Annotated in this window: 28 protein-coding genes; 14 read left to right on the top strand and 14 right to left on the bottom strand. The window is 75.7% G+C overall.

What is annotated here, in order from left to right; genetic code table 11:
• Positions 1 to 51: 51 nt before the first annotated feature.
• Entirely contained in the window at positions 52 to 450 is a 399-nt protein-coding gene (locus BLU55_RS04705) for a hypothetical protein (protein ID WP_091726653.1), read from the top strand.
• 24 nt (positions 451 to 474) lie between these two features.
• On the opposite strand, the gene BLU55_RS04700 is transcribed toward BLU55_RS04705, so the two are convergent.
• Positions 475 to 1,164: an NADPH-dependent F420 reductase gene (locus BLU55_RS04700; RefSeq protein WP_091726650.1), complete on the bottom strand. Its 690-nt coding sequence runs from the start codon at positions 1,162 to 1,164 to the stop codon at positions 475 to 477.
• Positions 1,165 to 1,425: 261 nt separating this feature from the next.
• Between BLU55_RS04700 and BLU55_RS04695 the strand changes: the two genes are divergently transcribed.
• The 3 genes from BLU55_RS04695 to BLU55_RS04685 all read left to right on the top strand — a co-directional run bounded on the left by BLU55_RS04695 (position 1,426) and on the right by BLU55_RS04685 (position 3,803).
• Entirely contained in the window at positions 1,426 to 2,088 is a 663-nt protein-coding gene (locus BLU55_RS04695) for an ANTAR domain-containing protein (RefSeq protein WP_157682731.1), read from the top strand.
• A gap of 123 nt (positions 2,089 to 2,211) precedes the next feature.
• Positions 2,212 to 3,423 carry a formaldehyde dehydrogenase, glutathione-independent gene (gene fdhA, locus BLU55_RS04690; protein ID WP_091733418.1) on the top strand — a complete coding sequence of 404 codons (1,212 nt, stop codon included), beginning with the start codon at positions 2,212 to 2,214 and terminating at the stop codon, positions 3,421 to 3,423.
• A gap of 50 nt (positions 3,424 to 3,473) precedes the next feature.
• Positions 3,474 to 3,803 carry a TraR/DksA family transcriptional regulator gene (locus tag BLU55_RS04685; protein WP_091726648.1) on the top strand — a complete coding sequence of 110 codons (330 nt, stop codon included), beginning with the start codon at positions 3,474 to 3,476 and terminating at the stop codon, positions 3,801 to 3,803.
• Positions 3,804 to 3,981: 178 nt separating this feature from the next.
• Here BLU55_RS04685 and BLU55_RS04680 read toward each other — a convergent pair whose 3' ends face one another.
• From BLU55_RS04680 to BLU55_RS04670, 3 genes are read right to left on the bottom strand one after another with little or no spacing between them, the layout of a single operon-like run.
• Entirely contained in the window at positions 3,982 to 5,253 is a 1,272-nt protein-coding gene (locus BLU55_RS04680) for a competence/damage-inducible protein A (RefSeq protein WP_091726645.1), read from the bottom strand.
• 9 nt (positions 5,254 to 5,262) lie between these two features.
• Positions 5,263 to 6,348 (bottom strand): hypothetical protein, encoded by a 1,086-nt coding sequence (locus BLU55_RS04675; protein ID WP_091726643.1) that lies wholly within the window; start codon positions 6,346 to 6,348, stop codon positions 5,263 to 5,265.
• Positions 6,345 to 6,806: an MOSC domain-containing protein gene (locus BLU55_RS04670; RefSeq protein WP_197681093.1), complete on the bottom strand. Its 462-nt coding sequence runs from the start codon at positions 6,804 to 6,806 to the stop codon at positions 6,345 to 6,347. The genes BLU55_RS04675 and BLU55_RS04670 overlap by 4 nt, the downstream gene beginning before the upstream one ends.
• A gap of 31 nt (positions 6,807 to 6,837) precedes the next feature.
• On the opposite strand from BLU55_RS04670, the gene rraA reads away from it, so the two are divergent.
• On the top strand, positions 6,838 to 7,323 hold the full coding sequence (gene rraA / locus BLU55_RS04665) for a ribonuclease E activity regulator RraA (protein ID WP_091726639.1): 486 nt from the start codon (positions 6,838 to 6,840) through the stop codon (positions 7,321 to 7,323).
• Positions 7,324 to 7,331: 8 nt separating this feature from the next.
• Positions 7,332 to 8,054, top strand: coding sequence for a CDP-alcohol phosphatidyltransferase family protein (locus tag BLU55_RS04660; protein ID WP_091733414.1), 723 nt, complete (start codon positions 7,332 to 7,334; stop codon positions 8,052 to 8,054).
• Here BLU55_RS04660 and BLU55_RS04655 read toward each other — a convergent pair.
• From BLU55_RS04655 to BLU55_RS04635, 5 genes are read right to left on the bottom strand one after another with little or no spacing between them, the layout of a single operon-like run.
• Positions 8,014 to 9,561, bottom strand: coding sequence for a phytoene desaturase family protein (locus BLU55_RS04655; protein ID WP_091726636.1), 1,548 nt, complete (start codon positions 9,559 to 9,561; stop codon positions 8,014 to 8,016). The genes BLU55_RS04660 and BLU55_RS04655 overlap by 41 nt on opposite strands.
• The gene (locus tag BLU55_RS04650; protein WP_197681092.1) at positions 9,558 to 10,721 is read right to left on the bottom strand and encodes a glycosyltransferase; all 1,164 of its coding nucleotides are present in this window, start codon (positions 10,719 to 10,721) and stop codon (positions 9,558 to 9,560) included. The genes BLU55_RS04655 and BLU55_RS04650 overlap by 4 nt, the downstream gene beginning before the upstream one ends.
• Positions 10,718 to 11,599 (bottom strand): carotenoid biosynthesis protein, encoded by an 882-nt coding sequence (locus BLU55_RS04645; protein WP_197681091.1) that lies wholly within the window; start codon positions 11,597 to 11,599, stop codon positions 10,718 to 10,720. Before BLU55_RS04645 ends, BLU55_RS04650 begins: the two co-directional genes overlap by 4 nt.
• Positions 11,596 to 12,279: a monooxygenase gene (locus BLU55_RS04640; RefSeq protein ID WP_091726634.1), complete on the bottom strand. Its 684-nt coding sequence runs from the start codon at positions 12,277 to 12,279 to the stop codon at positions 11,596 to 11,598. The genes BLU55_RS04645 and BLU55_RS04640 overlap by 4 nt, the downstream gene beginning before the upstream one ends.
• The gene (locus BLU55_RS04635) at positions 12,276 to 13,091 is read right to left on the bottom strand and encodes a YhjD/YihY/BrkB family envelope integrity protein (RefSeq protein WP_197681090.1); all 816 of its coding nucleotides are present in this window, start codon (positions 13,089 to 13,091) and stop codon (positions 12,276 to 12,278) included. Before BLU55_RS04635 ends, BLU55_RS04640 begins: the two co-directional genes overlap by 4 nt.
• Before the next feature lie 184 nt (positions 13,092 to 13,275).
• On the opposite strand from BLU55_RS04635, the gene BLU55_RS04630 reads away from it, so the two are divergent.
• The 6 genes from BLU55_RS04630 (at position 13,276) to BLU55_RS04605 (ending at position 17,084) form a co-directional block, all read left to right on the top strand.
• Complete coding sequence (locus tag BLU55_RS04630; protein WP_091726628.1) at positions 13,276 to 13,818, top strand: DUF1697 domain-containing protein; 543 nt, start codon at positions 13,276 to 13,278, stop codon at positions 13,816 to 13,818.
• Positions 13,819 to 13,937: 119 nt separating this feature from the next.
• Complete coding sequence (locus tag BLU55_RS19345; protein WP_157682730.1) at positions 13,938 to 14,255, top strand: DUF2695 domain-containing protein; 318 nt, start codon at positions 13,938 to 13,940, stop codon at positions 14,253 to 14,255.
• The gene (locus BLU55_RS04620; RefSeq protein ID WP_091726625.1) at positions 14,252 to 14,791 is read left to right on the top strand and encodes a DinB family protein; all 540 of its coding nucleotides are present in this window, start codon (positions 14,252 to 14,254) and stop codon (positions 14,789 to 14,791) included. The genes BLU55_RS19345 and BLU55_RS04620 overlap by 4 nt, the downstream gene beginning before the upstream one ends.
• Before the next feature lie 27 nt (positions 14,792 to 14,818).
• The gene (locus tag BLU55_RS04615; protein WP_091726623.1) at positions 14,819 to 15,787 is read left to right on the top strand and encodes a DMT family transporter; all 969 of its coding nucleotides are present in this window, start codon (positions 14,819 to 14,821) and stop codon (positions 15,785 to 15,787) included.
• Positions 15,784 to 16,419 (top strand): GntR family transcriptional regulator, encoded by a 636-nt coding sequence (locus tag BLU55_RS04610; RefSeq protein WP_091726620.1) that lies wholly within the window; start codon positions 15,784 to 15,786, stop codon positions 16,417 to 16,419. Before BLU55_RS04615 ends, BLU55_RS04610 begins: the two co-directional genes overlap by 4 nt.
• Positions 16,416 to 17,084 carry a GyrI-like domain-containing protein gene (locus BLU55_RS04605; protein WP_091726618.1) on the top strand — a complete coding sequence of 223 codons (669 nt, stop codon included), beginning with the start codon at positions 16,416 to 16,418 and terminating at the stop codon, positions 17,082 to 17,084. The genes BLU55_RS04610 and BLU55_RS04605 overlap by 4 nt, the downstream gene beginning before the upstream one ends.
• 304 nt (positions 17,085 to 17,388) lie before the next feature.
• On the opposite strand, the gene BLU55_RS04600 is transcribed toward BLU55_RS04605, so the two are convergent.
• A complete protein-coding gene (locus BLU55_RS04600; RefSeq protein WP_091726615.1) occupies positions 17,389 to 17,814 on the bottom strand; it encodes a PaaI family thioesterase in 426 nt (141 codons plus the stop codon).
• A gap of 101 nt (positions 17,815 to 17,915) precedes the next feature.
• On the opposite strand from BLU55_RS04600, the gene BLU55_RS04595 reads away from it, so the two are divergent.
• Complete coding sequence (locus BLU55_RS04595) at positions 17,916 to 18,998, top strand: alpha/beta fold hydrolase (RefSeq protein ID WP_231917046.1); 1,083 nt, start codon at positions 17,916 to 17,918, stop codon at positions 18,996 to 18,998.
• Positions 18,999 to 19,056: 58 nt separating this feature from the next.
• Positions 19,057 to 20,091, top strand: a complete 1,035-nt coding sequence (locus tag BLU55_RS04590) for a CAP domain-containing protein (protein ID WP_091726613.1) — start codon at positions 19,057 to 19,059, stop codon at positions 20,089 to 20,091.
• A gap of 9 nt (positions 20,092 to 20,100) precedes the next feature.
• On the opposite strand, the gene BLU55_RS04585 is transcribed toward BLU55_RS04590, so the two are convergent.
• The 4 genes from BLU55_RS04585 to BLU55_RS04570 all read right to left on the bottom strand — a co-directional run bounded on the left by BLU55_RS04585 (position 20,101) and on the right by BLU55_RS04570 (position 23,591).
• Positions 20,101 to 20,982, bottom strand: coding sequence for an aldo/keto reductase (locus BLU55_RS04585; RefSeq protein WP_172833864.1), 882 nt, complete (start codon positions 20,980 to 20,982; stop codon positions 20,101 to 20,103).
• Between the two features lie 38 nt (positions 20,983 to 21,020).
• A complete protein-coding gene (locus tag BLU55_RS04580) occupies positions 21,021 to 21,311 on the bottom strand; it encodes a YiaA/YiaB family inner membrane protein (RefSeq protein ID WP_091726610.1) in 291 nt (96 codons plus the stop codon).
• A gap of 92 nt (positions 21,312 to 21,403) precedes the next feature.
• Complete coding sequence (locus BLU55_RS04575; protein ID WP_172833863.1) at positions 21,404 to 21,793, bottom strand: DUF5709 domain-containing protein; 390 nt, start codon at positions 21,791 to 21,793, stop codon at positions 21,404 to 21,406.
• Positions 21,794 to 21,803: 10 nt separating this feature from the next.
• Positions 21,804 to 23,591, bottom strand: a complete 1,788-nt coding sequence (locus BLU55_RS04570; protein WP_091726605.1) for an alkaline phosphatase D family protein — start codon at positions 23,589 to 23,591, stop codon at positions 21,804 to 21,806.
• Between the last annotated feature and the right edge of the window lie 24 nt (positions 23,592 to 23,615).

The following is a 23,615-nucleotide window of genomic DNA, read 5'->3' as shown; positions in this document are numbered from 1 at the left end:
GCGAACCTATCGGCCGCGTCCCCACCAGGGACCACCTGCCAGGGTGGGGTGGTGAGTGGTGACCAGGTCTTCGAGTTCGCGTTCGCGCCCGCCTACCGGGTCCTCGGCCTGCCGTTCGGGGTGACGCCCCGCACCGCGCGCGTGGTGGTCGACGACGGCGAGCTGCGGGTGCGGTTCGGGCCGTGGTCGCTGCGGACGCGCCTCGACAACGTCGTGGGCGTGCAGGACACCGGCGGGTTCGCGCTGCTCAAGACGGCCGGGCCGCCGCACCTGTCGTTCTCCGACCGCGGCATCTCGTTCGCCACCAACGGCGACCGGGCGCTGTGCCTGGACCTGCGCGAGCCCGTGCCGGGCATCGACCCCACCCGCACCCTCAGGCACCCCGGCGTGACGCTCACGGTGGCCGACGTCCCCGGCCTGGCGACCGCGCTGGGCCACCCCCTCGGCTGAGGGGACGGCCCGGCGCGTCGGGGCTCAGACCTCGGAGTAGCGCTTGGCCGCGGCCAGCGCGTCGGCCATCTCCTGGTGGGTGGCGGCCTTGCCGGTGCCGGGGAACTCCTCGCCCGGCACGACGTACGGCGCGCCGTACGCCGCGGTGTCGCGCTGGAAGCGCCAGCCCTCGGCGAGCGCCCCGGCGTCGTGGGCCTCGTAGCCGAGGTCGTCGAGCAGCGCGGTCACGGTCTGCTTGGCCGACGCGTCGTCGCCGGCGATCGCGATCACCGAGCGGGCCGGGTCGCCCGCGGGCCGGGCGAGCGAGGCCAGGTGACCGAAGTAGATGTTGTTGAACGCCTTGACGACGCGCGAGGTGGGCAGGTGCTCCTGGAGCAGCTCGCTGGTCGTCGTCGACTCGTCGTCGAGCTCGGCGACCTGGCCGTCGCGCTCGGGGTAGTAGTTGTTCGTGTCGATGACGACCTTGCCCGCGAGCGGCTCGACCGGCACCTGGCGGTAGTTCTTCAGGGGCACCGTCACCACCACGACGTCGCCCGCCTCGGCGGCCTCGGCGGCGGTCGCGGCCCGGGCGTGCGGGCCCAGCTCGGCGACCAGGTCCTGCAGCGTCTCGGGCCCGCGGCTGTTGCTGAGCACCACGTCGTGCCCGGCGTCGACCGCCAGCTTCGCGAGGGTGCCGCCGATGTTGCCGCTGCCGATGAGTCCCAGTGTCGTCATGTCCGGGCCAACGCCGGGTGGTGGGAGGGGATTCCGGGTGTGAGGACCAGCACGTCCGCAGGGTCCGGGAGCGCTTCTCGGAGCGGGCCGCGGGACGGGGCGGCGTACGACGTAAGGCAACACGCGTGCCCGCGACTTCCCCTCGGGGGGACCGGCGGTGCAAGATGTTGCCGGGTAGCCGTCGCTCGGGACGTTTCCGGTGCCGGTGCAACGGTCCGGAAGCGTGGCCTCCCGCGACCCAGAGCACCCGGAAAGGCGCGCGTGAGCCCGACGAACGACACCTCAGCCCTCCCTGTCTTCGGACAGTGGGGGCACGACTTCGCGACCGGGGCCTGGTGGTTCTCCGACGAGGTCGTGCGGCTGTGGGACATCCCCCTCCCCGAGGGCTGCGGCATCGACGCGGTGCTCCCGCGCCTGCACCCCGACGACGTCGAGGGGATCACGCGGTCGCTCGAGCACGCCGTCGCCGAGCGCTCCACCCTGGCCGGCCAGGGCCGGCTGCTCACCGACTCCCGCGGCGAGCGGGTGTTCAGCTTCGTCGGCGAGGTCGTGCCCGACGAGCAGGGCGAGCCCCGCACCCTCGAGGGCTGGTCGCTCGACGTCACCGACGAGGTGCGGGTCGCGACCCGCAGCGCCGTGGACGCGGCCACCCGCCACCGCCGGGCCATCGAGCAGGTGAAGGGCGCCCTGATGGTCACCTACCGCATCGACGAGGTGACGGCCTTCGCGATCCTGCGCAAGCAGTCCAACGAGCACAACGTGAAGATCAACGACCTCGCCGAGCACGTCAGCCGGGCGATGGGCGCAGGCGTCGCGCGCCCCCAGGAGCAGGCCGCGCCCATGATGGAGCTGCTCGAGGCGGTCGGTCGCCGGCTGCGCCGCGCCCGGCAGGACGAGGCCGGCGACGGGACGGCCGCCCGCTAGCCGGCCCCACCCCCTTGTCGCCCCAGGGGGTGGGTGCTTGTGTGGTGGGGCCGGGTGACGCTCGTCACGTCGGCTCGTCGAACGTCAGCCCCCGCCGTCCGCGGGGGAGGAGAGGACGTGCTCATGTCCGGAAACCGCGTGGTCGTCTACAAGGGCCCGGGGGAGGTCGCCGTCGAGACGGTCGACTACCCCAAGCTGGAGATCCCGAAGGAGGTGGCGGACCACTTCGGCATCAAGCAGGCCGCTCCGCACGCCGTCATCCTCAAGCTCGTCACGACCAACATCTGCGGGTCCGACCAGCACATGGTCCGTGGTCGCACCACCGCCCCCGTCGGTCAGTCGCTCGGGCACGAGATCACCGGCGAGGTGGTCGAGGTCGGCGACGACGTGCTCTTCGTCAAGGAGGGCGACATCTGCTCGGTGCCGTTCAACATCGCCTGCGGCCGCTGCCGGATGTGCTTCGAGGGCAAGACCGGCATCTGCCTCAACGTCAACCCGGCGCGCGCCGGTGCGGCGTACGGCTACGTCGACATGGGTGGCTGGGTCGGTGGTCAGGCGGAGTACGTGCTGATCCCGTACGCCGACTTCAACCTGCTGCGGTTCCCCGACCGCGACCAGGCCCTGGAGAAGATCCTCGACCTGACGATGCTCTCCGACATCTTCCCGACGGGCTACCACGGCGCCTACACCGCAGGGGTCACCACCGGGTCGACCGTGTACGTCGCGGGCGCCGGGCCGGTCGGCCTCGCCGCCGCCCACGCGGCCCAGCTGCTCGGCGCCTCGGTCGTCGTGGTCGGCGACATGAACGCCGACCGGCTGCAGCAGGCGCAGAGCTTCGGCTGCGAGACCGTCGACCTGAGCTCGGGCGACGCGCTGCCCGACCTCATCGAGCAGCTGCTCGGCGAGCCCGAGGTCGACGCCGCCGTCGACGCCGTGGGCTTCGAGGCCCGCGGCCACGGCGAGGGGGCCGCCGAGGCACCCGCGACCGTGCTCAACGACATCATGACCATCTCGCGGGCCGGGGCCTCGCTGGGCATCCCGGGGCTCTACGTCACCGGCGACCCGGGGGCGGTCGACGACGCGGCCAAGGAGGGCCAGATCGGGGTCAAGCTCGGGCTCGGGTGGGCCAAGTCGCACGCCTTCGTCACCGGCCAGTGCCCGGTCAAGAAGTACAACCGGCAGCTGATGAACCTCATCCTGGCCGACAAGGCCCACATCGCGAAGGCGGTCAACGCCACCACGATCGGCCTCGACGACGCCCCGCGCGGCTACCAGGAGTTCGACGCCGGCTCGGCGAAGAAGTACGTCATCGACCCGCACGGCATGGTCGCCTGACCCGCTCCGCACCTCCCGTCGTCGCTCGCGGGGATCCGTAGGCTCGCCCGATGGATCCCCGCGAGCGCCTCGAGGCCGACCGCGCCGAGACGCAGGCGCGGCTGGCCGCGCTGCTCGAGGACCACGCCGGCGTGGTCGCCGCCAGCCGCGACAGCAACGCCGACGACGAGCACGACCCCGAGGGCCAGACGATCGCCTTCGAGCGCTCCCAGACCGCCGCCCTGGCCCACCAGGCCCGGCGGCACCTCCACGAGGTCGACGCCGCCCTGGCCCGCGTCGCCGACGGCAGCTACGGCCGCTGCGAGGTCTGCGGCGAGCCCGTCCCGCCCGGCCGCCTCGACGCCCGCCCCACCGCCCGCACCTGCATCGCCCACGCCTGAGCCTCCCGGCCCGGCCCCGCCCGGCCCCGGCCCCGCTTCCGCCCGCTCGATCCGCGCAGACGCGCGGACACAAGTTGTCGCGGAGCCGTGACGAACCGGGACAGACCGGGCACTCGAGCGGACTTGTGTCCGCGCGTCTGCGCCGGTCTGGGCGTCGGTCGTCTGCGCCGGTCCGGCGCTACCGCGCCAGCAGCTCGCGGACCAGGTGCAGGGCCACCACGACGGAGCGCTGGCGGATCCCGGCGCGGTCGCCGCCGAGGCGGAACTCGCGGGCGACGACGTGGTCGGCGGAGGTGACGCACAGGTGGACCAGGCCGACGGGCTTGTCGGGCGTGCCACCACCCGGGCCGGCGACGCCGGTGATGCCGACGCCGACGTCGGTGCCGACGACCCGGCGGGCGCCGTCGGCCATGTCGCGCGCGACCTCGGGGCTGACCGCACCGACGGTGTCGAGCAGGTCCTGGGGCACGCCGAGGAGGTCGCGCTTGGCCTCGTTGGCGTAGGTCACCAGCCCGCCCAGCAGGTACGCCGAGGAGCCCGGCCGGTCCGCGATCCGCCCGGCCAGCAGCCCGGCGGTGCACGACTCGGCGGTGGCGATCGTCGCGCCGCGGTCGAGCAGGGCGGTGGCGACCAGCTCGTCGACGGTCTCGCCGGTGGGCGAGAAGAGGGTGTCGGCGAAGTCGCCGCGCAGCGCGGCCTCGAGGGCGGCGTACGCCGGGGCGGCGGCGGGGGCGTAGCGCGTGACCACCTCCAGCTCGCCCTCGCGCAGGCAGGTGGTGATCTCGAGGCCGTCGAGCTCGGCGTCGTGGCGGCGCAGGGTGGCCGCCAGCTCCGACTCGGGGGTGCCCCACAGCCGCATCGTCGACTGGCGCAGCTCCTCGCGCGCGGCGATCGCGCGCTGCACGAACGGGTCGGCGAGGACGTCGCCCCACATGCCCTGCAGCTCCGGCGGGGGCCCGGGCAGCACCACGACCGGGGGACCGGAGGTGCCCTCGGCGGGCGGCACCACCAGGCCGGGCGCGGTGCCGGTGGGGGCCAGCACGTGGGCCCCCTCGGGCACCATCGCCTGCTTGCGCACGCCGGCTGCCGTCGCCTCCGGGTCGCGGCGCCAGCCCTTGCCGGCCGAGAGCCGCTCCACGACGGCGGCGATCTCGCCCTCGAGGTCGGGGTCCAGGCGGGAGGGCCGGCCCTGGACGTCGGCCACGACCTCGGCGGTCAGGTCGTCGGCGGTGGGGCCGAGACCACCGGTCGTCAGCACCAGGTCGTGGTGGGCGAGCAGCAGGACCAGCGCCGAGCGGAGGTCGTCGGGCCGGTCGCCCACCACCACGACCTGCCCGACGTCGACGCCGAGGCGGCGCAGCTCCTCGGCCAGCCAGGGGCCGTTGCGGTCGACCACCCGTCCGGTCAGCACCTCGGTGCCGGTGACGACGATCCCTGCCCGCGCGACCATGCCCCGATCCTAGGAGGGGGCCAGCAGGGAGCGGACGTCCTCGGACGTCCAGAAGGGCGCGAGCCGCTCCCGCACCGCCCGCTCGAGACGGCCGTCGGCCCGCAGCGCGTCGAGCACCGGCGGCGCCAGGCGGCGCACGTCGGCCACCAGGTCGTCGCGGTCGAGGCCGATCGCGGGCAGCAGCGAGGCCAGGTCGTGCTCGGCGTGCTGCTCGAAGAAGGCCGCCACGCACGCGTCGACCACGCGCGCCACCAGGCCGTCGTCGACGCCTCCGGCCAGCACGCCCGCGACCAGCACCCGCAGCCGCTCGGCCAGGTCGACGACCTCGTCCTCGTCGAGCACGGAGACCAGCGAGCCGACCGGCTGCTCGGCGGCCAGGTCCCACAGCTCCATCGCGACCTCGTGGAGCGTCGCGTCGGTCACCAGCTCGCGCACGATCGCGGTGGTGCGGCGCATCGTGAACTGCGCGCCCGCACCCATCGCGTCGCCCAGCAGCCGGTCGAGCTGGCTGCCGCCGACGCTGACCCGGCCCACCTTGGAGACGGCACCGCTGCCCAGCGACAGCAACGAGGAGACGCCCGGCACCTTCTCGGCGCGGGCGCGGTTCTGGGTCAGCACGTCGGTGACCACGCGCGAGACGAACCCGGACGTGAGGGCGACGGTGGCGGGGCTGTCGGCGAGCCGGTCCAGGACGCGGTCGCGGACGTCGTGCAGCGCCACGGCGTGGGTGACCAGGGCGTCGACGTCCTCGCGCGCCACCACCTCGCCCAGCGGCGCCTCCTCCGCGACGAGGACGGAGTGGACCGCCGCGGCGCCGGGGCCGGCCAGCCGCTCGACCGTCGGGCTGCCCGTCACGTCGCGGACCACGCGGCGCGCGACCGCCTGCACGTCGGCCACGTCGACCACCTCGGCGAGCCGCAGGCCAGAGGCGAGGTCGAGCACCGTGCCGACGTCGCCGGCCACGGCCTCGGCGAACCGCTCGCCGTCGAGCTGGTCGAGGACCCAGGCGACCTGGGCGTCGAGCAGCCGCCCGGCGAGCGCGGCGGTGCGGTCGGGGGCGGGGTCGGCGGCAGCGTCGGCGGGGGAGTCGGTCACGGGTCCAGCATGACGGGGTCGCCCAGCCGGATCGCGCCGCCCACCAGCACCCGCAGCACCGCGCCGCCGCGACGCCGCAGCGCCGTCCGGCCGCCCTCGCCCAGGGTCTCCTCCATCACCCGGCAGGGCGCGGCGACCCGCACCACCTCGAGCACCACCTCGCCCACCACCACGCGGTGGCCCGGCTCGGTGGGCACCGCGCCGTGGGAGATGGTCACCGTGCGACGGGTGCCCTCCGGCGGCACCTCGCGGCCCAGCTCCCGCGCCGCCGCCGCCAGCTCCTCGGCCGACTGCAGGCTCACGTGGCGGTGGCGGCTGCCGTGGTAGCGGTCGCCCACGATCCCCGCCCCAGCCTCGGCGAGCACCTCGGTCACCGCCTGCATCGGGGCCCGGCGGGCGCTCGCGACGTGCAGGGCCACCACGCGCGACCCGGCACCGGGCATGCTGTCCTGGACCACGCGACGAGACTAGGCAACGGGGACGAGCACCATGAGCGAGCACGACGTGACGGCGACGGCGGACCTGGTGGACGAGCACGGCGAGGCGCTGCAGTCCTGCGACCTGCAGCTGGGGCAGTACGGCGGCCGCGCGGCGTTCGCCGGCACCATCACCACCATCCGCTGCCACCAGGACAACGCCCTGGTCAAGGCCACCCTCAACGAGCCGGCCGAGGGCCGCGTGCTGGTCGTCGACGGCGGCGGCTCGCTGCACACCGCCCTGATGGGGGACCTGATCGCCGCCGCCGGCGTCGCGAACGGCTGGGCCGGGGTCGTCATCCACGGCGCCGTGCGCGACGTCGCCGTGCTCCGCGGGCTCGACCTGGGCGTCAAGGCGCTCGGCTCCAACCCCCGCAAGAGCAGCAAGGACGGCGTGGGCGAGCGCGACGTGGTCGTCGCCTTCGGCGGCGTGGAGTTCGCCCCCGGCGCCCGGCTGGTCAGCGACGACGACGGCATCGTGGTGCTCCCGAGCCCGTGAGCGGCCCCGTGAGCGGCCCCGTCGGCGGTGCCGACCCGTCGGACCCGTCCGAGCGGGCCTACGACCTGTGGGCAGGGCTCCACGAGGGCGTCGACCCCCGCGGGTCGGTCTGGGTCGCCGGGTGGGTCCGGCTGGTGCACCGCTGCGCCCGTCCGCTGGCGGGGCGCGGGGTGCGACCCGACACGGTGACGCTGGTCGGCGTGCTGGTCGCGGGCACCGCACCCGTGCTGGCGACGCTGCCCGCCGGGTGGCCGCTGCTGGCGGTGGTGGCCGTGCTGGCCGCGGCCGTGCTCGACGGCGTCGACGGCGCCCTGGCCGCCCGGACCGGCCGGGCCACGGCCTGGGGCCGGGTCCTGGACCCGCTCGCCGACCGCTGCTCCGACGTCCTGCTGCTGCTGGTCCTGCTCGTGCTGGGGGCGCCGTGGTGGCTGGTGGGGCTGGTGGTGGTCGCGACGCTGCTGCTGGAGTCGGTGCGCGCCCACGCCCAGGTGGCGGGCCTGCACGGCCCCGGGGCGATCACGGTCTGGGAGCGGCCCGCGCGCGTCATCGTGGCGGTGCTGGCGGTGCTGATGCACCTCGCCGAGCTCGCGGCCCGCGGGCTCGGCGTCGCCGTCCTGCCCCGCGTCGACGGACCGGGGCTGGTGACGGCCCTGGCGGTCGTGGCCGCCCTCCTGGCCGGAGCGGGGCTGGTCAGCCTCGTCGTCGCCGTGCGCCGCGCCCTCCCCGGCTGAGCCCGCCCTCGGCCGGACCGACCAGGCCGGCCACGATCCGGGCCGAGAGCAGCACCAGGGGCAGCCCGCCGCCAGGGTGCGAGGACCCCCCGACCAGGAGCAGCCCGGGCACGGGGGAGCGGTTGGCCGGGCGCAGGAAGGCCGCGCGGGGGCCGTTGCTGGAGGTGCCGTAGATCGACCCGCCCGCGGTCAGCGTGCGCCGCTCCAGGTCGGCCGGGGTCAGCACCGTGCGGTGCACCACCCGGTCGCGCACCTCGAGGCCGCGCTCGGCCATCAGCTCCAGCACCCGGTCGGCGTACGCCGTGGCGAGACCGGGCGCGTCCCAGTCCACGCCCCCGCTCGGCCCGGAGGAGGGGTCGTGCCGGGGTGCGTTGACCAGCACGAACCACGCGCCGGCGCCCGGGTGCGGCACGACGGCGGGGTCCTGCGGCGCGCTGACGTAGACCGTGGGCCGCTCCGCCGGACGGGCCGGGCCGCGACGGCCGAAGACGGCGTCGAACTCCGCGTCGTAGTCCTCGGCGAAGAGCACCTCGTGGTGCGGCTGGTCCGGCGGCGCCTCGTCGAGGCCCAGCAGCAGCGCGAACCCCGCGAGCGACGGCGTGGTGCGCGCCAGTCGCCGTCGCCCCGGGCGGCCGGCGCGGCCGGGGAGCAGGTCGGCGTACAGCCGGGTGGCGTCGGCGTTGGCGACCACCACGTCGGCCAGCACCACCTCGCCGCCGACCAGCCGGACGCCGGTGGCCCGGCCGCCCTCGACCAGCACCTCCTCGACGCGGGCACCCGTCCGGACCTCGACGCCGAGCTCGTCGAGCCGGTCGGTCAGCGCGGTGGCGATGCGGCCCAGGCGCCCGGGGACGTACCACGAGCCGAACGCCTGCTCGGCCCACGGCACGGTGAGCAGGGCGGCGGGGGCACGACGCGGGTCGGAGCCCGTGTAGGTCGCGTAGCGGTCGAGCAGCAGCCGCAGCCGCGGGTCGGAGAGGTACGCCGCGCCGAGGCCGCGCAGGGTGCGCCACGGCGCGACCGTGGCGACGTCGCGCGGGTCGCGGGCCAGCCGCACCAGGTCGCGCGGCCCGACCGGCGACTCCAGGAAGGGTCCGTGGGTCAGGTCCCAGATCGCGCTCGCGCGCCGGCTCAGCGCCGACCACTGGGCGCCCCGGCCCTGGCCGAGCGCGGCGTCGAGGGCGGCGGGGACCAGCTGCGGGTCGCCGGGCAGGTCGAGCACCGTGCCGTCGGGGAAGCGGTAGCGGCAGGCCACCTCCAGCCGCTCCAGCGCCAGCACGTCGGCCAGCGGGGCGCCGGTGGCCGCGAAGAGCTCCTCGAGCACGTGCGGCATCGTCAGCAGCGAGGGCCCGGTGTCGAAGACGAAGCCCTCGTGGCGCTCGGTGCCGAGCTTGCCGCCCACCGCCTCGGCCTGCTCGAGCACGCTCACCCGGTGGCCCAGCGCGGCCAACCGGGCCGCGGCGGCCAGGCCCCCGACGCCGGCCCCGACGACCACGACGCGGCTCACCAGGCGTCCCGCCCGGACGGGTGCACCGCCGGCGCCTCGACGGGGCGGCCCTTCCAGCGCAGCGTGCCGGCGCGGCGGCCGCGGAACGAGTCGACCGTCAGGCCGGCCAGCGCCAGCACCGAGACGGGGTGGGCGAGCGGGTCCGGCCAGGCGCGACCACCGGTGCGACGGGCCACGGCGGCCCGGGCGGCGACGCCGGCGGCGTACCCCAGCAGGCCGGTGCGCGAGCCGCCCAGCGCCGCGACCGCCGGGACGACGTAGGCCGTGAGCAGCAGGCCGTGGGCCGCCGCGGCGCCGGCGGGGGAGCCGAAGGCCGCCCACAGCGACTTGCCGTAGCCGGCGCGCAGGTCGGGCCACCCGTCGTACATCCGGCAGCGGGCGACGTGGGTGCCGTCGACGACGGTGCCGCGGCCACCGGCGCGCTTGAGCGACCGCACCAGGGCGAGGTCCTCCAGCACCTCGCCGCGCACGGCACCGTGCCCGCCGCAGCGGGCGTAGGCGCCCGCGTCGACCACCAGCAGCTGGCCGTTGCCCACCGCGGTGGACGGCCGGGCCGAGCGCTCGGCGACGTCGAGGGGCAGCGTGGCCAGCCACGACCACTGCAGCAGCGGCTGCACCAGCCGCTCGGCCGCGGTGTGCGCCTCCTGGCGGGGGTAGGGCGAGACCAGGTCGAGCCCGGCCGCCCGCAGCAGCGCCACCGAGGCGACCAGCCCGTCGGGGGCCACGCGGACGTCGGCGTCGACGAAGGCCAGGACCGACGCGTCGCCGGCGTGCAGCGCGAGCTGGCGGCAGGCCCAGGGCTTGCCCAGCCAGCCCGGGGGCGGAGGGCTGCCGAGCAGCACCTCCACGAGGTCGTGGCGCTGCGCGAGGACGTCCAGGGCCGCGGCGGTGCCGTCGGTGGAGCCGTCGTCGAGGACCAGCAGCCGGGCGGGTCCGGGCCAGCGCCGGATCGCGGCGACGAGGTGGTCGACGCAGTCCTCGACCACGTCGACCTCGTCGCGGACCGGGAGCAGCACGACGAGCGGCTCCGCCGGTGTCGCCGCCCCGGGCACGGTGGCGGGGGCGGGCACGCGCAGCCGCGCCAGGTTGACCAGCGTCAGCGCCAGCGACGCCAGGGCGAGCCCGGTGCCGCCGCGGACCAGCGCGGTGGCGGGCCTCACCAGCCCGCCCCGAGGTCGCGCCGGGCGAGCCAGGCCCGGCGGGCCAGCGGCACCGCGACCACGCCCATGACCAGCGCACCCACGAGGGCCACGCTCGGGCGGCCGAAGAACACGGCGTTGGCCATGACGGAGGAGGCGTAGGTCCACAGGTAGACCGTCACCGGCACGGAGTCGCGCTGCAGCACCTCGGGCAGGGAGGGCCGGTGGCGGGCCAGGTCCGGGTCGACGAGGCAGTCCACGACCAGGTCGAGCACGCCGGTGAGGAGCGCGGCCACGGCCAGCCAGCCGGCGAAGTTGGTCAGCGGGATGCCCTCCACGCCGGGCAGGTGGGGAGCGGGCGTGTCCCAGGCCCAGTGGCCGGCGTCGACCATCTGGGGGTCGAGGAAGACGTCCCAGGCCGTCAGCGCCCAGGCCGCCACCGCGGTGGTCGCGGCGCGGGCGCGCCAGCCTCCCGGCTCCCGGACCAGGCCGCGCACCAGCACCCGGGCGACGAGCAGCGCGGGCCAGGCCATCATCGTCCAGGCCAGCGGCACCAGGACGGGCACGCCGAGCACCTCCGGACCGAGGGTGCCGGTGTAGTCGTAGCCGCCGAACGGGAACCCCGTCGCGACCCCGACCGCCTCGGCGACCAGTCCCAGGCCCCCGGCCACCCCGACCAGCGCGAGCGCCGTCGCCGCCCCGCGGGAGACCCAGGCGTGGGCCACCGAGGCCCCGGCCAGCAGCACCACGGCCGCCACGGTCAGCGGCAGCGTGCCGCCGCCGGTGAGCGGGAACATGACCTGGCTCAGGATGCCCGCGCCCGCGAGCAGCCACGCGAGCAGCACCGAGCGCTGCGGCGCCGCGGTGGTCACGCCACCGGCGATCCTCACCACGCTCACGGCGCCACCCCGCGGTGGGTGCCCGCGACCGAGTCGACGGCCAGCCGGGCGAAGAGCTCCTCGGCGTACCACCGCTCGGGGCGGGTGCGCCGCACCACCTCGCGGTGGGCGGCGCTGCCGTGGGCGAAGGCGACGACGTCGTCCGCCGAGTCCCACAGCGAGAAGGTGCCCTGCAGCGCCACCGGGGCCTCGCCGACGCCGAGGGCCAGGCGCAGCCCGCGGGCGTCGTGCAGGTCGGGCACCACGGGCGGCACCGCCCTCCAGAACGACAGCGCCCGGGTCGGCCGGAGCCGGGCGCGGGTGAGCACCGCGACCGGGCCGTCGTGGCCCGGCCCGGCGACCTCGAGGCCGTCGAACGGCCGGCGTCCGGACCACAGGCCCCGGATGGCCAGCGGTCGCATCCGGACCACGAGCTCCTCGTCGCTGGCCCCCGTCCAGGCGTCCACGACGGGCCCGTGGGACCGGCGGTCCAGCGCCGCGTCGTCGTCCCACACGGTGAGCAGCGCCCAGTGGTGGGGGTCGGCGTCGCCGGGGGTGAAGGTCCGGCCGCGGCCGGTGCCGAGCAGCTTGGCGAAGCGCAGGCCCGGCAGGCCGCGCAGCCCGCGCCGGCCGCTCGCCATCCGCAGCAGCGCCGGCCCGGTGCGCGGCACGCCCCACACCCGGAGCTCGACGGTGCTCACGCGACCCCCACCCGGTGGGCCTCGACCCGGTCGTGCAGGGAGCGCGTCGCCGCCCAGCCCACCAGCAGGAAGACGTGGAGCACGTAGAGCCACAGCCCCACCGCGACCACCCCGCCCACCACGCCGATGCCGGCGAACGGCAGGCCGACGTCGACCGGCAGCGACAGGAAGAGCCAGAAGCCCTGCAGGAAGCCGGCCAGGAACGAGCCCGTGGCCAGGCCACCGACGACGGCCACCCACCAGCGCGGGCGACCGGGCGCGACGGTCAGGAACAGCCACGTCAGCACGACGGAGAGCACCAGCCAGGTGGTGGTGAAGCCGACCAGCACCCTCACCAGCAGGTCGGCCGCGCCGCCACCGCCGCCGCCGGGGGACAGGGGGCGCAGCCACCCGCCCACCCCGACGTACGCCGCGGCGAGCGCCGGCACCGCGACCGCGGTCAGCGTCATCGCGACCCGGGCCCGCCACCCGGTCCAGCGGTCGTCCTGCGGCGCGAGCGCCAGGCAGGCCCGGCGCAGCCCCTCGCCGTAGAACGACGCAGGGAAGAGCAGCACCAGCGCGCCGAGCGGGCCGACGCCCGCGCCGGCCCGCACCAGCACGTCGTACGCCGGTCGGGCACCCATGTCGTCGGGCACCAGCACCCGCAGCGCGAGCAGCCGGTCGAGGGCGGCCTCGGGGCCCGACCACCAGGTCAGGGTCCAGGCGCCGAGCAGCAGCCACGGCACGACGGCGATGCCGGCGAAGTAGGTCGTGGTCGCCGCGGCAGCGGCCAGGTCACGACCGCCCAGGGTGCGGCGCACGCCCTGGACCACGGCTCGGACCTCACCGGTCCAGGCCCGGCTCACCGGGGCGGCACGAGGCGGGTACGGGAAGGCACGTCGACACGTACCCACTCGCGGGCCGGCTCCGCACCACGGCGCCGGGGCACGGTGGTGATCAGGGCCACGTCCGCGGCACGTCCGGGCGGCTGTCGGTGGCCGGGTCTAGCCTGCGGCCATGCGCTACGCCGTGCTGCTCCGCGGCATCAACGTCGGGGGCCGCAACAAGGTCCCCATGGCCGACCTGCGCCACCACCTGTCCGCGCACTTCGAGCAGGTCAGCACCTACATCGCCTCGGGCAACGTGGTGCTGGAGTCGCCCCTGCCGGCGAGCGAGGTGGAGGCGGTGGTCGAGGAGCTGCTGCCGACCGTGTTCTCCCTCGACTCCGCGGTGGTCCGGGCGCTCGCGCTCGACCCGACGACGTGTGCCGCGGTGCTCGACGAGGCGCCGGCGGGGTTCGGCGAGGACGACGACACCTACCGCTACCTGGTCGGGTTCTACATGGGCGTCGGCGCCGACGACGTGCGGCCCTGCGTGCCCGAGCACCCCGACGTCGACGTCGTGACCTACGGGCAGCACGCCTTCTACCACCGGCGGGTCTCGGCCCTGGCCACCCGCAGCCGGGTGGGCCAGGTCATCGGCACGCCGGTCTACGGGTCGCTGACGCTGCGCAACTGGCGCACCACGCTGGCGCTCGCCGAGCGGCTGGGCCTGCGGTGACCGACCCGACCACGGGCCCCACAACAGGCCCCACGACCGACCCCGCGGCGGGGCCCGCGGCGGGGCCCGCGGCGGGGCCCGGCCTCGACCCGCAGGAGGGGGAGTGCGCGCTGTGCTTCGTGGCCCGCGCGGTCGACGAGCTCGGGTGCGACGGCACCCTGCGGTGGGCCGGGCGCTTCGTCGAGGTCCGGGTGCCGCCCGCCACCGCGCTGGTCCGACGCCTGGCCACGACGGGGGCGGACTGCGACTGTGGGGTGGTGACCACCTCCTTCACGCTCGTGCGCGACCAGCTGGTCCGCGACGTCCACACCGACGAGCTCGGCCCGCCCGACCGCTGGCCGACGTGTGCCGGCGTGCGCCGCACCTCGGCCAGGCCGTGCCGCCACTGGGAGCGGGTGCCGGCCCCACGCCGGGCGACGACCGGGGTCGGAGGGTGACCGCCGACGTGCCGGACCCGCGCACCGACCCGCCCGCGGGCGGGTCCGAGGCCGAGGTGCTGCTCGGCTTCCTGGAGTTCCACCGGACGATCTTCCGGATGAAGACGGCGGGGCTCACCGCGGCCCAGCGCGACCAGCGGCTGGCGCCGTCCGGGATCACGCTGGGCGGGATGGCCAAGCACCTGGCCTACGTCGAGGACTGGTGGACGACCCAGGTCTTCGCCGGACGCGACGCGCCCGAGCCGTGGGCGTCGGCCGACTGGGACGCCGACCCCGACTGGGACTGGCACAGCGCGGCCGACGACGGCCCGGCCGCGGTGGAGGCCCTGCTCGACGCCGCCGTGGCCCGCTCCCGCCAGGTGGTCGCCGACGCCCTCGCGGGCCCCGACGGCCTCGACGCGCCGGCCGCCCGGCCCGGTCGGCTCGAGGGGCTCCGGCTGCGCTGGATCGTGGTCCACCTGGTCGAGGAGTACTGCCGGCACAACGGCCACGCCGACCTGGTCCGCGAGTCGATCGACGGCCAGGTCGGGGAGTAGCTCCTCGGATTGTGCAACAATCCAGGGGTGCGTGCCGTCCTCGCCGTCCTGCTGGCGGCCCTGTGCTTCGCCACGACCGGCACCGCCCAGGAGCTGGCGGACGTCGGCGCCTCGCCGCTGGCCGTCGGGCTCGCGCGGGTGCTGCTGGGGGGCGCCCTGCTCGCCGGCTGGTGGCGGCTCGGTCCCCGGTCGACCACCACGGGGCCGCCGTCGGGCGCGGGGGAGGAGCCCACCCGCGGTGCGCTCGCACGCGTGCCGACCACCGCGCTGGTGGGTGTCGGCGCACTGGGCGTGCTGGCCTACCAGCCGACGTTCTTCGCCGGCACGGCCGACAACGGCGTCGCCGTCGGCACGGTCGTGGCGCTGGGCTCGGCGCCCGTCGTCACCGGACTGGGCGACGCGCTGCTGCGACGCCGCGTGCCCGGGTCGCAGTGGCTGCTGGCCACCGCGCTGGCCCTGGTCGGGGTCGCCCTCGTCGGCGGCGCGGGCGGGGCGCTCGGCAGCGGTGGCGACGTCGCCGGGGCGGGGGTGCTGTGGTCGGTCGGCGCCGGCGCGTCGTACGCCGTCTACGCGCTGACCGGCAAGGAGCTGCTCGACCGGGGCTGGGCCTCCGGGGCCACCATGGGGGCGATGTTCGGGCTCGCGGCCGTCGTCGCGCTGCCGCTGCTGCTGGCCACGGGGCCGACCTGGCTGCTCGGGCGCGACGGCCTGCTGCTCGTGCTGTGGCTCGGCGTGGTGACCACGACGGTCGCCTACCTGCTCTTCGGCTGGGGCCTGGCCCGGCTGCCGGCCACGACCGTGGCGACGCTGACCCTGGCCGAGCCGCTGTGCGCCACCCTGCTCGGCGTCGGCGTGCTGGGGGAGCGGCTGGGGGTCGCGACCGGGCTGGGACTGCTGGTGCTGGCGGCGGGCCTGGCCGTGCTCACCGGTCGGGGTCGTGAGGGCCAGGGGGCGCCCGAGCGCCCTCTCACCCCCACGACGGGGAGCCGCACGTGAGCGCGGCGGCGGGGCTGACCGCGGCGCTGCGGGTGGAGGTGCTGCGCGGCGAGCTCGCTCCCGGGGCGCCGCTGCGCGAGGAGGACCTGGCGGCGCGCACCGGCCACTCGCGCCACACCGTCCGCGCCGCGCTGGCGGGCCTGGTGGCCGAGCGGCTCGCCGTCGCCGAGGCCTTCCGCGGGGTCCGCGTCACCAGCTTCGCCGACGCCGACGTGGTGGCGCTGCAGCAGCTCCGCGGCGCCCTCGAGGTCGAGGCCGTGCGGCTGCTCCGCGTGCAGCACGGCACCCGCTGGCCCGATCGGGTGCTGGCGCCGGCGCGGGCGGCCGTCGCGGCGATGGCGGGGGAGCCGGCCGACGACTGGCCGGCGGTGGCGGCGGCCCACGCGGCCGTCCACGCCGCCCTGGTCGCGGCGGCCGGCAGCCCGCGGGTCACCGAGGCCCACGACCGGCTGCACGCCGAGATGCTGCTCCTGCTGGTCCACGTGCGCCCGGCGTACGACGTGGCGCGGCTGGTCGCCGAGCACGACGACTACCTGGCGCAGGTGCAGGTCGAGGGGGAGCCGGCCGTGCGCCGCCACCTCGAGCACTCGACGCGGCTGATCCTGGCCGCACGGGAGGGGGACCGGGCGTGAACGACAAGGTGGACCTGAAGCGGACCCTGGACCCGTTCCGGGCCCGGGTGGGCGAGCTCCGGCTGCTCGACGTGCCCGACCTGTCCTACCTGGCGCTCGACGGGCACGGCGACCCCGCCGGGGAGGCCTTCGCCGAGGCGCTCTTGGCGCCCTACCCGGTGGCGTACGCCCTGAAGCTCGCCAGCAAGGGGCGGGGTCGCGACTACGTGGTCCCGCCACTGGAGGGCCTGTGGTGGGCCGAGGACATGGAGGCGTTCACCAGCCGTCGCGACAAGTCCCAGTGGAGCTGGACGCTGCTGCTGATGGTCCCGGACTGGCTCGGCGCCAGCGACGTGGACCAGGCCATGGCCCGGGTGGCCCACCGGGCGCGCCCGTCGCGGCTCGACGACCTCGAGCACCGGACGCTGTCCGAGGGACGCTGCGTCCAGACGCTGCACGTCGGGTCGTTCGACGACGAGGCCGACGTGCTGGCGCAGCTGCACCACGAGTTCGTCCCGCGCCACGGCCTGCGGCTGACGGGTCGCCACCACGAGGTCTACCTCAGCGACGTGCGGCGCACCCCACCTGCGAGGCGGCGGACCATCCTGCGGCAGCCGGTGCGCCAGGCGCGGTCCGACGAGCGAGGGAGGAGTTCGGGCACCCCCGATCGACACAAGTTGACATAATGTCGCTTATCGGCGACACGTGCACGATGCGAGGCGCCACCACGACCGGGTCCCGACCATGGTGACGCCTCGGTGGACGACGACGTGGGTGCCACGTCGACCGCCGGGTCGGTCAGCTGCGGCGCAGGCGACCGACGAGCTGCTGCGAGGGACGCTGCTGCTCGCCCTGGACGGCGCCCATGACGACGAGCACGCCGGTGATGGCCGGGATCGCCCACTGGGCGATCTTCAGCTGCTGCTGCGCCGCGACCCGACGGCCGCGCCTCGACCCCTGGGGGCCCCTCGACGCGGTGTCCCGCGCCGGTCAGCGAGGCCCCAGCACGGCCTTGGTCAGCTGGTACGTCGCCACCACGTCGTCGTCCAGCGTGACCTCGACGGTCAGGTGCGCCGTGCGCCGCCCACGACGCACCAGCGTCGCCACCGCCACCACCGTCGCGCCGACCGGCGCGGCGCGGACCAGCTGCGCCGACTGCGCCACCGTGACGGCGTGCTCGTCGGGAGCCAGGTGCTGGGCGACGGCCACGAAGCCGGCCAGCTCCGCGACGGCGTACACCGCCGCCGCGTGGGCGCTGCCGATGAGGTTGTCGGCGTTCTCCCCCACGGTCCAGCGCACGCCGGCCGCCGGGTCGTCGGGGTCGACCAGCTCGGCCCCGAGGTGGCGTGCCAGCGGCACTCCCAGGGCGGCCCTGGTCAGGGCGTCGGCGTGGTCGGCGGCGCGGGGGTCGCTCATGGCGCCAGCGTCGCAGGCGGGGCCTCGTGCGGGCGAGGCCGCGCGGCTAGTCTCGGCGCCAGGTGTGGCGCGGGTCACACCACGATCCGCCGGAGGACGTCGTGCCGCTCGAGAACCCGTTCTACTCCGCCGAGATGCAGGGCGCCTACGACCTGGTCTCCCTCGGTCGCTTCGAGCTGGAGGAGGGCGGGGTGATCGAGGACCTGGAGCTCGCCGTGGCGACGTACGGCACCCTGAGCGAGGCCAAGGACAACGCGATCCTGGTCCCCACCTGGTTCTCCGGCACCCACGCGACCTGGTGGCAGGTCTACCTCGGACCCGGCCGCGCGCTGGACCCCGAGCGGTACTTCATCGTCGTGGTCAACCAGATCGGCAACGGGCTCTCCACCTCGCCGCACACCACCACCGACACCAGCATCGCGATGTCGCGGTTCCCCCAGGTGCGCATCGGCGACGACGTCCGCGCCCAGGAGCAGCTGCTGCGCGAGCACTTCGGGATCGAGCGGCTCGCGCTCGTCGTCGGCGGGTCCATGGGCGCCCAGCAGACCTGGGAGTGGGCCGTGCGCTACCCCGACCGGGTGCTGCGCGCCGCCCCGATCGCGGGCACCGCCCAGAACACGCCGCACGACTTCCTGTTCACCCAGACCCTGATGGACGCGATCACCTCCGACCCGGGCTGGAACGGCGGGGAGTACGCCGCGCACACCGACGTGGCCGCCGGCCTCGCCCGACACGCCGACATCTGGGCGATCATGGGCCTGTCGACGGAGTTCTGGCGCAGCGGGTTCTGGAAGGGCATCCCGCCGGTCGTCGAGGGCCTCGGGTGGACGACCTTCGAGGAGTTCCAGCAGCACTTCACCCGGCTGCTGTTCGGGATGATGGACCCCAACGCCCTGCTCTCGATGGGCTGGAAGTGGCAGCGCGGCGACGTGGCCCGCCACACCGACGGCGACCTCGCCGCCGCCCTGGGCCGGGTCACCGCCAAGGTGTTCGTGATGCCGATCGACGAGGACATGTTCTTCCCGCCCCGCGACTGCGAGGCCGAGCAGCAGCTGACACCCGGGGCCGAGCTGCGGGTGCTGCACAGCATCGCCGGCCACTTCGGCCTCTTCGGCTTCGAGCAGACCTACCTCGACGAGGTCGACCAGCACCTGCGCGAGCTGCTCGAGACCGACGTGTCCTAGACACCGCTCCCCCCGGGTTCTTGTCCGTTTTGGGGGGATTCCTGGCATCCTCGGAGGCATGAGCGCTCTCCCCCGCCGCCGCCACCTCGGACTCACGCTGTCGGCCCTGGCCCTCGCGGGCACCGGCGCCGCGACCAGCCTCACCCTGGTCGCGGCGCCGGCCGAGGCCGGCGGGCAGGTCCGCACCACGGTGTCGGGGTGGAGCACCGACCGTCTCGACCTGGCCCAGGACGTGGACCACGCGCTCCGGCTGTCGCTGCGCGGCTCCGCGCGCGCCGGGCGGCTGGTCGCGCTGCAGTCCCGCGAGGGCAGCGCCTCCTGGACCACCGTCGACCGGGCCACCAGCAGCCGCAGCGGCGCGGTGGCCCTCGACGTGCCGACCGCCGAGCCCACCGAGGGCTCGCTGCGCGTCGTGGTCCGCCCGACCCGGCGTGCCCGCTGGACGACCACCGCACCGCGACCGTTCGTCGTCAGCGTCACCGCGACGACGCCGGTCCCCAGCCCGACGCCCAGCCCGACGACCAGCCCGACGCCCAGCCCGTTCCCGAGCCCCACCCCGGTGCCCCCCGGGGCGGGAGCGCCCGCCCCGACGCCGACCCCGACCCCCAGCCCAACCCCCAGCCCGACGCCCAGCCCGACGGCCAGCCCGACGGCGGCCCCCGCGCCCGACGGCACCATGAGCGCCCCCGAGGCCGAGGTCCTGCGCCTGGTCAACGAGGCCCGCTCGGTGGCGCGGCAGTGCGGCGGCACGGCGTACCCCGCGGTGGGGGCCCTGCGGGCCGAGCCGCGCCTCACCCTGGCCAGCCGCGACCACGCCCGCGACATGGGCGAGCAGGCCTACTTCTCGCACACCTCGCTCGACGGACGCTCTCCCTGGGACCGTGCCCGCGCAGCCGGCTACACGACGGCGAGTGGCGAGAACATCGCCGCGGGCTACCGCACCCCGGCCGACGTGGTGCAGGGCTGGCTCGACTCGGACGGGCACTGCCGCAACATCATGGCCGCCGGAGCCCGCGACCTCGGCGTCGGCCTGGCCGAGGTGCCGGGCAGCCCCTACCGCACCTACTGGGTGCAGCTGTTCGGTCGGGGCTGATCCCCCGGCTCAGTCGGCGTCGAGCCGCGCGAGCTCCTCGGGCGTGAGCTCGAGGTCGGCGGCCGCGGCCGAGTCGGTGATCGAGGTGGGCCGCTTGGCCCCGGGGATGGGGATCACGACGGGCGACTGCGCCAGCTCCCAGGCCAGCGCGACCTGCTGGGCGCTGGCGCCCCGGGCCTCGGCGATCTCGGCGAAGGCGGGGTGCTTCTCGGCCAGGCTCTTCGCGTCGCCGAGGCCGCCCAGCGGGCTCCACGGCAGGAACGCCAGGCCGAGCTCCTCGCACACGTCGATCTCGGGCCGGCTGGAGCGGAAGGCGGGGCTGAACTGGTTCTGCACGCTGACCAGCGCATCCCCCAGCACCGAGTGGGCCAGCCGGATCTGCGCCGGGTCGGCGTTGGAGAGCCCGACCATGCGCACCTTGCCGGACTCGTGGACCTCGCGCAGCGACTCCAGCACCTGCTCGTAGGGCACGTCGGGGTCGGGGCGGTGGTGCTGCCACAGCGCGATCTGGTCGACGCCGAGGCGCGCGAGGCTGGCGTCGACGGCGGAGACGAGGTGCTCGCGCGAGCCGTCCAGGCCCCAGCCGCCGCCCTCGGTGCGGACGTGGCCGGCCTTGGTGGCCAGCACCACCCGGTCGCGCACGCCGAGCTCGTCGAGCAGGCCGGCCACGAGGCGCTCGTTCTGGCCCATGGCGTCGGCCCCGTCGTCGCCGAAGCCGTAGGCGTCGGCGGTGTCGAACAGGGTGACGCCGGCGTCGAGGGCCGCCGTGACGGTGTCGAGCAGCTGCTGGCGCGGGTGGGCCCCGTCCTGGTCGAAGGTCATCAGGCCGAGCCCGACGGCCCCCACCTCGACGCGTCCGACGGTGTCGTTGCCGATCTCTCGTGTCTTCACGCCGGGTCCTGTTCCCCGGGCCGGGGCGCGGAAACGCCTCAGACGGGCGAGGCGAAGGGGTCGTGCTCGGCAAGGATCTTGTCGACCCGCGCCTGGTCGAGGCGGTGGACCACCTGCGAGGTCTCCTGAGCGTCGCGCACGCACTTGGCCAGGGTGAAGGTCGAGGTCACCAGGAACATCGTGCCGAGCGCCAGGAACGCCCGCTCCCAGGCGCCGACGGGGAGGTTCCAGATGCCGAGGGTGACGGCGGCCAGGGCGACGGCGAAGGCGATGCCGGCCTGGGCGTGGAAGGCGGTCGTGGTCGAGGGGGTGCTCACGGTGCGGGTCATGGGTCCAGCCTGGTCGGAGGCGGCCCGGACGTGCAGCGCGCGGGTACCCAGGTGGACCTGAGTACCCGCGCGCGGGGTGGTGCTGCTCGTGCTCAGTCGTCGATGGTGTGCATCGCGGCTTCCTCGGCGCTGGCGCCGGCGCCGTCGATGCCCTCGTCCTCGGCGAACATCTCCTGGTCGACGTCCTCGTGGGCACCCTCGTCGGGCGCCACCAGGCGACCGGTGCGCTCGGCGCCGATCTCCCCGCCGACGTCGCCGTCGAGCACGTCGTCGGGACCCGCCTGGGCCTCGGCCTCGGCGGTCTCCCAGACCTCGGGCTCCTCGTCGTCGAGGCGCTCCTCGAGCGTCTCGCCACCCTCCGGGTGCTTGAGGTGGTCGGTCTCGCGCTCGGGCGGGCTGTAGCCCTCGTCGAGCACGTCCTCGGTGCCGCGGTCGTCGAGGCTGTCCTCGGGCTGCAGCTGGTCCTCACTCATGCCACTCATGCCTGCGAACCTAGCCGACGGGGGTACGCCGCTCGGCGGGTGCGCCCGCCTCCAGGGTCACCTCGCAGACCCGCGTCAGCACCGGCAGGTGCTCCTGCCCGTCGCGGACCTCGCCCTTGGCCCACCACAGGAACAGCCCGTCCTGCGTCACCTCGGCCGTGGCGAGGTTGTTGTCGAACCAGGGGCCGCGCAGCCGCTCCCACCGGAACGGCGGCGAGTGCACGTGGGCCGAGCGAGCGGCGATCCGGCCGAGGACGCCGGCCACGCCGTACGACAGCACGGCGGTGGCGTAGCGCATCGAGCGCGGCAGCGGGTTGCGGATCGGCGAGCAGACCAGCTGCAGCACCCGGCTCTGGAGCTGGCGGGCGTCGCTGCGGTGGAGCCGGGTGACCTCGGAGACGTAGCTGTGGTGCACGTCGCCGGACAGGAAGGTCACCGAGTGCGGCGCCCTCCCCCGCTGCCCCGAGGCGACCTGGACGACCATCTCGGCGACCCGTCGGAAGGACTCCTGGAAGGCTCCCCAGTGCTCGAGGTCGACGACCTGGCGGATCTTCTCGCCACCGCGGGCGCCGCGCTCGCCCCACGCACCGCCGGCCAGTGCCTCGCTGAAGGCCTCGAGGTGCTGCAGGCCGGGCGGCAGCAGGTAGGGCAGCGAGGTGCCGATGAACAGGTGGTCGACGTCGCCGGTCAGCTGCGCGTCGAGCCAGGCCATCTCGGACTCGTCGAGCAGCTGGCGGTCGTCGGCCTCGAGCACCCGCGCGGCGCGCGAGTCGACCACGACCAGCCGGCTGCCGCCGATCTCGCGGGCGTAGCTCCAGCGGTAGGTCTGCGGCTGCTGGTCGACGCGGTCGGCGAAGGCGTCGAGGGTCTCGGTCAGGTCGAGCTCCCCGGGGCCGTCGTGCGCGGCGACCCGGCGCCAGATCTCGTCGTCGGCCCGCTCGGAGCGGGAGAGGTTGCCGACGTGCTGGTAGACCCAGTACGACGCGAGCCCGGCGACGATGCGGCCGTGCCACCACTCGGTGGCCTCCATCTGCCGGCGCCAGGCGTGGGAGGTGTTCCAGTCGTCGCGGACGTCGTGGTCGTCGAAGATCATCTGGCTCGGCAGAGTCGAGAGCAGCCAGCGGTTGGCGGGGTCGCTCCAGGCCAGCCGGTAGAGGTGGGCGTACTCCTCGAAGTCCTTCAGCTCGGCGCCCGGCGGCTCGTCGATGTCGCGCCGCGCGGAGATGAACTCCCGCATCGCCTCGGTCGTCTCGTCGGCGTACACCTGGTCGCCGAGGAAGACGACCAGGTCGGGCCACGGCAGCCGCTCGCCGGAGGTCAGCCCGGCCATGGCCAGCGCGTAGGCGCGCATGGAGTCGACGCCGTGGGTGTCGTTGCCCTCGTGGTCGTGGCTCACGCTGGTGCGGCAGGACCCGAAGGCGATCCGCGGTGGCTTGCCCGGCTTGAGGGTGCTGATCACCGAGGGCGGCAGGTCGAGGTCCTGCTCGGCGTCGTCGGAGGTCTCGCTCGGCCCGGTGGCGGCGTGGCGCTCGGGCGGCCACACGCGGGTGACCGCCTCGCCGACGACCAGCTCCACGTCGTACGCCGTGACGGTGCCGGGCTCGAGGTCGGTGACCTCCACCAGCGCGTAGTGGTGGCCGTGCACGCCGAAGGTCGCCGCCTCCCACGCCCCGCCGCCCGAGCGGACCCGTACCGTGCAGGCACGGTCGGTCTCCACCCACAGGGCGGCCTCGGTGTGGTCGACGTGCCTCAGCAGCGGACCGAGCACCAGCCCGGCCGCGTCCTCCCCAGGATCCATGGGCACATCCTGTCCCCCGGGCGG

It is taken from the genome of Nocardioides scoriae (assembly GCF_900104965.1).
Taxonomy (GTDB): domain Bacteria; phylum Actinomycetota; class Actinomycetes; order Propionibacteriales; family Nocardioidaceae; genus Marmoricola; species Marmoricola scoriae.
The sequence above is the reverse complement of the archived record's forward strand: the minus strand, read 5'-3'. Positions and strand labels throughout refer to the sequence as shown.

Coding starts and splice junctions, on each gene's coding strand:
- BLU55_RS04630 (WP_091726628.1), top strand. CDS start 13,276: ATGCGCTACGCCGTGCTGCTCCGCGGCATCAACGTCGGGGGCCGCAAC.
- BLU55_RS04575 (WP_172833863.1), bottom strand. CDS start 21,793: ATGAGTGGCATGAGTGAGGACCAGCTGCAGCCCGAGGACAGCCTCGAC.
- BLU55_RS04570 (WP_091726605.1), bottom strand. CDS start 23,591: ATGGATCCTGGGGAGGACGCGGCCGGGCTGGTGCTCGGTCCGCTGCTG.
- BLU55_RS04680 (WP_091726645.1), bottom strand. CDS start 5,253: ATGGTCGCGCGGGCAGGGATCGTCGTCACCGGCACCGAGGTGCTGACC.
- BLU55_RS04700 (WP_091726650.1), bottom strand. CDS start 1,164: ATGACGACACTGGGACTCATCGGCAGCGGCAACATCGGCGGCACCCTC.
- BLU55_RS04590 (WP_091726613.1), top strand. CDS start 19,057: ATGAGCGCTCTCCCCCGCCGCCGCCACCTCGGACTCACGCTGTCGGCC.
- BLU55_RS04685 (WP_091726648.1), top strand. CDS start 3,474: ATGGATCCCCGCGAGCGCCTCGAGGCCGACCGCGCCGAGACGCAGGCG.
- rraA (WP_091726639.1), top strand. CDS start 6,838: ATGAGCGAGCACGACGTGACGGCGACGGCGGACCTGGTGGACGAGCAC.
- BLU55_RS04600 (WP_091726615.1), bottom strand. CDS start 17,814: ATGAGCGACCCCCGCGCCGCCGACCACGCCGACGCCCTGACCAGGGCC.
- BLU55_RS04580 (WP_091726610.1), bottom strand. CDS start 21,311: ATGACCCGCACCGTGAGCACCCCCTCGACCACGACCGCCTTCCACGCC.
- fdhA (WP_091733418.1), top strand. CDS start 2,212: ATGTCCGGAAACCGCGTGGTCGTCTACAAGGGCCCGGGGGAGGTCGCC.